At 43.3% G+C, this 282-nt stretch carries 1 pseudogene; it reads right to left on the reverse strand.

The window, feature by feature from the left end:
• Nucleotides 1–282 (reverse strand): annotated as a pseudogene (locus JUI58_RS00215) (hybrid sensor histidine kinase/response regulator); the annotation flags it as partial.

Raw genomic sequence — 282 nt, forward strand, 5'->3', positions numbered from 1 at the left:
TTCAAAATTATGGAGACAGTGGGCGATCGCCTCTGCTAAAGCCGTATTTTCTAACCCAATTGTCTCAACTGCGGCAGCCATTTCCTTTTTGTTAGCACTGACAATAGCCCTTCGCAATTGAACCAACAATTCTGGGGACAAAGCCCGAAAACTTTCCTCATTTAACACCTCTGTTTCTGAGACAATCGGCAACTTTTGGCTCGAATCCTCATAAATATAACGCACTCCCAAATGTTTCTCCATTGCCTGAAATATCTGGTCTTCCCGAAAAGGTTTACGCAA

The organism is Spirulina sp. CCY15215, assembly GCF_016888125.1.
Classification (GTDB): Bacteria; Cyanobacteriota; Cyanobacteriia; order Cyanobacteriales; family Spirulinaceae; genus CCY15215.